The organism is Fibrobacter sp. UBA4309 (genome assembly GCF_002395745.1).
Lineage (GTDB): Bacteria > Fibrobacterota > Fibrobacteria > Fibrobacterales > Fibrobacteraceae > Fibrobacter.
The window spans coordinates 21,696-27,874 of the sequence record NZ_DGUN01000042.1; the positions used below are offsets into that span (position 1 = coordinate 21,696).

Consider the following 6,179-nt stretch of genomic DNA (forward strand, 5'->3'; position numbering starts at 1 on the left):
CGGTTCCAAAAGGCGGGTTCATGCCCCAAAAAGGCTTTCGAAATGTAAAATTTTTGTAAAATCGTGCATTTTTCCGTCCGGCCAGGAAAAGAGGGTCCCCAAAAGCGTGACAAACGCAATCAAAAAGGCTATTTTGCGTCTAAAAGCATCAAAACAAAGGAAAAACTATGAAATTCGTATTCCTCTGCGACGCCAACTACCTCAAGGGCGACATGGTCAACTTCGTGAACAACTTCCCCACCAACCACGAGCTGGTGACCATGACTAGCGACGATCTGCTCCAGTCCAAGTCCATTTTCGAAGGCACCTTCGCCATCCTGGCCGAACGCGCCACCTGGCAGAAGAACTTCAGCCTCTTCCGCTATTTCGGACTCCTCCCCCTCCTCGAAGTGCTCCCGCTCGGCGTCGTCAGCCGTACCCGCAAGAGCGAACCGCTCAAGGGCCGCAGCCAGAACAGGAACCAGGAAATCTATTTCAACCCGAACGCCAGCGCCGAAGAACTCTATCTCCAGATCGACAAGTTCGTGGCCGCTCCCCCTGCAGGGTTCTCCTACCCGAGAGGTTCCGCGAAGGCATAATCATTTATGCAGCGGAAGGTACTCAACTACCTGTACAACCAAGGCGAATTGACGTTCTTCGCTTTCCCCGGCGAAGAGAGCGATTACGAGGCCCTGGAGAAATTCGCGCTGGCCATGAACGCTGGCGCGCGTTTCGTTCTGTTCGATTTTACGGGCAAGCGCGATAGCGACACGGGCATTACCCTGGCCACGCTTTTCCAGAAGCACCTTTCCGAAGAAGAACTGGCCATCCTGAACGATGAAAGCCGCCAGGGATTCACTTTCGGCGGTGTCGCCTCCGACATCGACAGCGAAGAAGACTTCCGCAAGTTCTACTACAACCTGCAGCTAATCAAGAAGAGCATCCCCCACACGGTGGCGCTCCTTCCCGGCGACGAACCCAAGATCGCCAACATGCACGTCTTCGATATCGCGCGCGCCGTCATCATCGCCGGAACCGATGTCAAGGCGGCTTCCATATACGTCGAGGATTCGCCGGTACTGCAGAAGACGCCCATTCTTTGGCTGCTCCAGGGCAAGCCCGACAAAAAAATCTACCCGAAATGCTTCAAGGCCGTCAAGCGAAGCTTTTCGGGCTGCAAGGAATTCCGCAACCTCGACTGGAAAAAGGATACGGACAAACTGGCGAAGGCCTACACGCTGCTCTGCATGGCAGAAATCCTCAAGAAGAATCCGCTGGACGGCCTCCCGAAACTTTTCGTGAGTTTCTTCCTGCTGTTCCTCATAGCCGTCATCGCCATCCCGTTCGTCATCCCCTCCAAGGTGGAGATGGACGTTTCGAACATGCGCGACCGCGCCTCGGAAATCAGCAAGCTTTCCGTAGCGCCCTCGTTCACGTTCACCTTCGACGGCAACGAGACGCTGCAGAGGATCGCGCGCTACGCCATCGGCAGATTCAACGCCGTCATCACGACGGACAGGATGGTCAAGCAGTACATCGACGAGACCATGGAGGACAACGGGTACCGTTACAAGGCCTGGGAAAAGAACAACCTCATCTATCCGCCCGCGGGCACTATCGTCAAGTTCTCCCGTCCCGAGAACCTGAGCCGCGCCTCGGCCGATTCCATCGGCGCCGCATGGAAATACTGGACATCGATTGTTTCGGACAGCGTCGCCTACATCACCGAATTCTACCACGAGTACGCCACGGCAAACCAGCGCCAGCATAACGGCATCGACCTGGCAAGCCGCCAGGGAGCACGCATCCTCGCCCCCTTTGCAGCCAAGGCCTGGACCAGCAAGGATGAACGCGGCGGCATCATCATCGGTCTCGTACGCGCAAAGGATGTTGTCATCTTCATGCACTGCGACCAGCTCCTGTACCTGGACGGACAGGAAGTCATGCCGGGCGACCCCATCGCCACCGTCGGCACAACAGGGCACACCACGGGACCGCATGCCCATATCGTTACCGGAATCATCGACAAGAACGGACCCAAGAGAATCGGCAACGTTAGGTACAAAGTAATAAATCCGATCAGCTGGTTCTACAGGTTCAAACAGACTCTCCCGTAACCGGCAAAAAGCCGTCCCGGACAAACGAACTGTTCCCCTAGTGTTCTCTGACACACCCCCTTCGTGACACACATCACAAATCTTTTTTTTTGAGCGAAAAAAACGCTTTTTCGACCCTTTTGTTAACCAAAAATTACACGATTGGCATCGCAAACTTATCCACAAATAAATAACTTTGTGACGTGGGATGGGAACAAAAAGAAAGGTTAATTTTTTTGGAGATAAAAATGAAATTTGGCTTAATCGCTTCCCTCACAATCGCGGCCGCACTCGTTACCGGATGCTCCGGCGTCAAGACCCCCAAGGCCGAACTCGCCGACCACGATTCCGACCACAACATCCCCGCCATCGACAACATGATTGTGGAAATGAAGCAGGCCTACATCCAGAAGTGCTATCTCCCGATTGCCAACCGCAAGCCGCCCGAGAACGCCTGCCAGTCTGAACTTTTCCAGATGCTCGAACGCCGCTATCACCTGGACTTCAACCAGAACCATGTGGCCATGGCCAGCAACGATCTTTTCTTCAAGGACATCGACGTTGAAATCCGCAAGATGATGCGCACCGATCCCGAAGTCCGCGAAGCCCTCCGCAGCGGCGCCTTCACCAGCAGCGACGAGATGATCAGCTACTACAAGGAAAAGTACAAGTTCGACACTCAGCTCGAACAGTACTAGTCTTCTGCAGATTTGAAAAACCCCGGTCATTTAACCGGGGTTTTTCATTTGCCTTCGCAGGACTTGGCCGCTATTTCTTGATGTACTTGTCGAATACGGCCAGGAGTTCCGGATACCACTTGCCAGCCCACTTGTCGTAGGCCTCGAAGCCGCCCACACCGACAAACCCCCAGTAGTGCCACGACATGCCGTACTTCTCGGCCTCGGCAATCACCGCGTCGGTCCACTTCGCACGAAGTTCATCCGATACACCGTTCCCGCCGCAGCTGGAGCCGTTCTGGCCCGACACGCCAAACTCGCCCATGTTCATCGGGATATAGCCTCCGTTCACATCAGGGAACGTCTCCATGACGCCCTGCACGTAATCGCCGAAATGCGACGTGACAACGGACGAAGTCCAGCCGCTCAGGGAGTTATTGCAGTCGTAGCCGTGGCCCTGGTGCGTAATGGTATACGGTTCGTAGTAGTGACCGCTCACGATTACGTTGCCGTCTTCGGGCATCGTCAGGTTCTTGATTTGCGCAAATTTGGAATAGCCGTTGGATTCGAACATGATCGTCTTGCCCGGGGCATTCTCGCGGATAACCTTGTAGGCGGCCATCATGAAGTCGTTCAGCTGCGCCATGTCCATGTCGTGCGGCTCGTTGAAGATTTCCAAGACGAGCAGGCTGTCGGGATAGCTGTCAAGTTCCTTGGCCACCTGTTTCCAGATACCCATCATGCGGGCCTTTTCTTTCTCGTAGTTGTCCTTGGACTTCTTGTAGTTCGCGGCGGCGTTGTTCATCTCCATGTAATGGTGGATATTGACGATTACGGCAAGTCCCTGAGCGATGGCGAGATTAATATCGGCCTTGACTCCCGACAGCCTGCCTGCATCGAGCGTATAGGGTTCGCTACGCCCGGCATCGGCGGGCCATCTTACCGGGAGGCGCACGGAATTGAATCCGGCGTCCTTTACGATCTTGAAGTAACCGTCCTCGATGCAGTTGTTCCAGCCGCAGTCGGCAGAAGCGCCCGTACCCGCGGATTCCCAGGCATTGCCGAGGTTGATACCGCGACCGAGACGTTCGTTCATCTTGCGGCCCTTGCTGTAATCAATCGGGGTTCGCGCCAGTTTCTTCCATGTCTTGGAACTACAGACAAAGTATGCGGAATTGAACTGCACGACAGACGAATTGTTCTCGGCGGTGCAGGCGCCCTTGGCATCGGATACGGCCTTGCTTTCGAGCTCGGCTTCCGTCGCGAGGCGCCAGATGTCCTTATGGCAGATATAGCTGTCTGAATTCGTATCTTCCTTGATGCTCCCTGCCGACTTATCGTCGCATTCACCGAACACCTTGGAAAGTTCCATGCTCTTGACAAGCGCTTCGGACATCACGAGCCAGCCCTTGTTGCCGCACTTGAAATACCTCTCGTAGTTCTTGCTACTCTTGTTGGTGTTCTGTTTCATCACGCCATCGACACTGTCGGTGCACGAACCGATACCGTACTCGTTCGCCCAGAATTCCATCACGACGGGTTCGAACATCTCGACCGCATCTACGCCCAGCCTTCCCGATATGACATTGGCGAGATAGTCGACCGACATGGAATACGCCTCGTCGGCCAGGGCGGCCTTCAGCGAATCGTCGTCCCACTTGCCATTGTCAGCAATATCTTTCGCGACAGAATTCAGCAGGGTCGTAATCGCTTCTCCGCTGCGTTCCCCGAGCAAAATGGCCGTGACCGCGAGCAGGTTCTGCGCGGCAACGCCGGACGAAGCCAGCGAAACGCTTTCGAAACGGGTGGAATCCGCGAGGGCATGGAATGCAGAAAGGACTTCTTTCTCGGCCTTGGACTTCGCCTCGGCAAAAGAGGAACCGTCGTCGACCAGCTTGCGGACGCGAGCATATTCCAGGTGCGTCAACACGTTCACGTTGGAACCGCTCTTGATATTCGCATAGGCGTTCAGCGTGAGGCTCGAAACCGTATCGTTGTTGGCAAAATGGAAGAACCTGCCCGATGCCGTGACGGACGCGTAATCGGATTCAACTGTCTGGGAAAAAGCGAAATCGCCGCGATTCGATGCAATCGTGGTCTTGATCGACGCACCGGCGGAATCAAGCGTAGAGGCGTCTACCGCCACCATGGATACCGTACCGCCAGCCAGGAACGGTCCCGCTTCGGCAAAGCCCGCATAAGACGCATTCTTGTCCTGGGAAGGTCCGGAGTCCTTTCCGGATTCGTTCCCGCCGGAAGATTCCTGTCCGGAGCCCTCTCCAGCATCTTCCCCGGAATCTACGCCAGGTTCTTCTATATCGCTGACGTCTACGACTTCGGCAGTCGATTCCGACGAGGAATCGCCGGAACAGCCCCAAAAGGCCAAGGGAAGAATGGTGGCAAGCATAATGGAAAAAGATCTTTTCATGGAGGGCCCCCGTTTTTTCCATAAAATAGATTGTGGATGACCGTAAAGCTCCCCTAGAACTTACAAAAATGTTTACGGCTGTAACCCGCACCTACCCAGAATTGCTATATTTGAGCCCGCAATTAATCAGCCTTGGAGAATAAATCGAAAAGGCATAAAAAAGAGACAAAACTATGGGAAAATCACTCTATCAGAAGATTTTTGAAAGCCACACGGTAGCAAAGCTCCCGAGCGGCCAGTGCCAGCTCTTTATCGGGCTCCACCTCTGCCACGAAGTCACGAGCCCGCAGGCTTTTGCGCAGCTCCGTGAAGAAGGCCAGAAGGTTCTGTTCCCCGAACGCACGTTCGCCACGGTCGACCACATTATCCCGACCACCTTCCCGGAACGTAACCGCCCGCTCAAGGACGGCATTTCCGAAGAGATGTTCTCCCATATCGAAAACAACACCAAGAACAACGGCATCAAGTTCTTTGGCCCCGCCACCGCCGAACAGGGCGTGATCCACATCGTGGGCCCCGAAGAAGGCGTGACCCAGCCGGGTATGACTGTTGCTTGCGGTGACTCCCATACGGCAACCCACGGCGCATTCGGTGCTATCGCATTCGGTATCGGTACCAGCCAGGTGGCAGACGTTCTCGCCACCCAGACGCTCGCCATGAGCCCGCTCAAGACTCGCCGCATCAAGTTCACCGGCAAGCTCAAGCCGGGTGTGACCGCCAAGGACGTGGCCCTCGCCTACATCGCAAAGCTCGGCGTGAACGGTGGCGTTGGCTACGCTTACGAATTTGCCGGTCCGGTCATCGAAGAAATGGGCATGGAAGGCCGTATGACGGTCTGCAACATGGCTATCGAAGGTGGCGCCCGCGTCGGTTACTGCAACCCAGACGAAAAGACATTCGAATACCTCAAGGGCCGTCCGTACGCCCCGAAGGCCGACAAGTGGGACGAAGCCGTTGCTTACTGGAAGTCCGTCGCTACCGACGCCGACGCCCAGTTTG

5 protein-coding genes are annotated in these 6,179 nt (G+C 55.2%); 4 read left to right on the top strand and 1 reads right to left on the bottom strand.

The window, feature by feature from the left end:
* Positions 1-167 precede the first annotated feature (167 nt).
* The 3 genes from B3M32_RS04650 to B3M32_RS04660 all read left to right on the top strand — a co-directional run bounded on the left by B3M32_RS04650 (position 168) and on the right by B3M32_RS04660 (position 2,773).
* Positions 168-578 carry a hypothetical protein gene (locus B3M32_RS04650; protein WP_290743894.1) on the top strand — a complete coding sequence of 137 codons (411 nt, stop codon included), beginning with the start codon at positions 168-170 and terminating at the stop codon, positions 576-578.
* A 6-nt stretch (positions 579-584) separates the two neighbouring features.
* Complete coding sequence (locus B3M32_RS04655) at positions 585-2,096, top strand: M23 family metallopeptidase (RefSeq protein ID WP_290743895.1); 1,512 nt, start codon at positions 585-587, stop codon at positions 2,094-2,096.
* Positions 2,097-2,323: 227 nt separating this feature from the next.
* Complete coding sequence (locus B3M32_RS04660) at positions 2,324-2,773, top strand: hypothetical protein (RefSeq protein WP_290743896.1); 450 nt, start codon at positions 2,324-2,326, stop codon at positions 2,771-2,773.
* Between the two features lie 70 nt (positions 2,774-2,843).
* On the opposite strand, the gene B3M32_RS04665 is transcribed toward B3M32_RS04660, so the two are convergent.
* A complete protein-coding gene (locus B3M32_RS04665) occupies positions 2,844-5,180 on the bottom strand; it encodes a glycoside hydrolase family 5 protein (protein WP_290743897.1) in 2,337 nt (778 codons plus the stop codon).
* A gap of 173 nt (positions 5,181-5,353) precedes the next feature.
* Between B3M32_RS04665 and B3M32_RS04670 the strand changes: the two genes are divergently transcribed.
* Positions 5,354-6,179: aconitase family protein (locus B3M32_RS04670; RefSeq protein ID WP_290743899.1), on the top strand; the 826-nt coding region annotated here is incomplete at its 3' end.

What these genes read in the sequence shown, in the direction of transcription:
- B3M32_RS04660 (WP_290743896.1), top strand. Translation starts at nt 2,324, where the DNA reads ATGAAATTTGGCTTAATCGCTTCCCTCACAATCGCGGCCGCACTCGTT.
- B3M32_RS04650 (WP_290743894.1), top strand. Translation starts at nt 168, where the DNA reads ATGAAATTCGTATTCCTCTGCGACGCCAACTACCTCAAGGGCGACATG.
- B3M32_RS04655 (WP_290743895.1), top strand. Translation starts at nt 585, where the DNA reads ATGCAGCGGAAGGTACTCAACTACCTGTACAACCAAGGCGAATTGACG.
- B3M32_RS04665 (WP_290743897.1), bottom strand. Translation starts at nt 5,180, where the DNA reads ATGAAAAGATCTTTTTCCATTATGCTTGCCACCATTCTTCCCTTGGCC.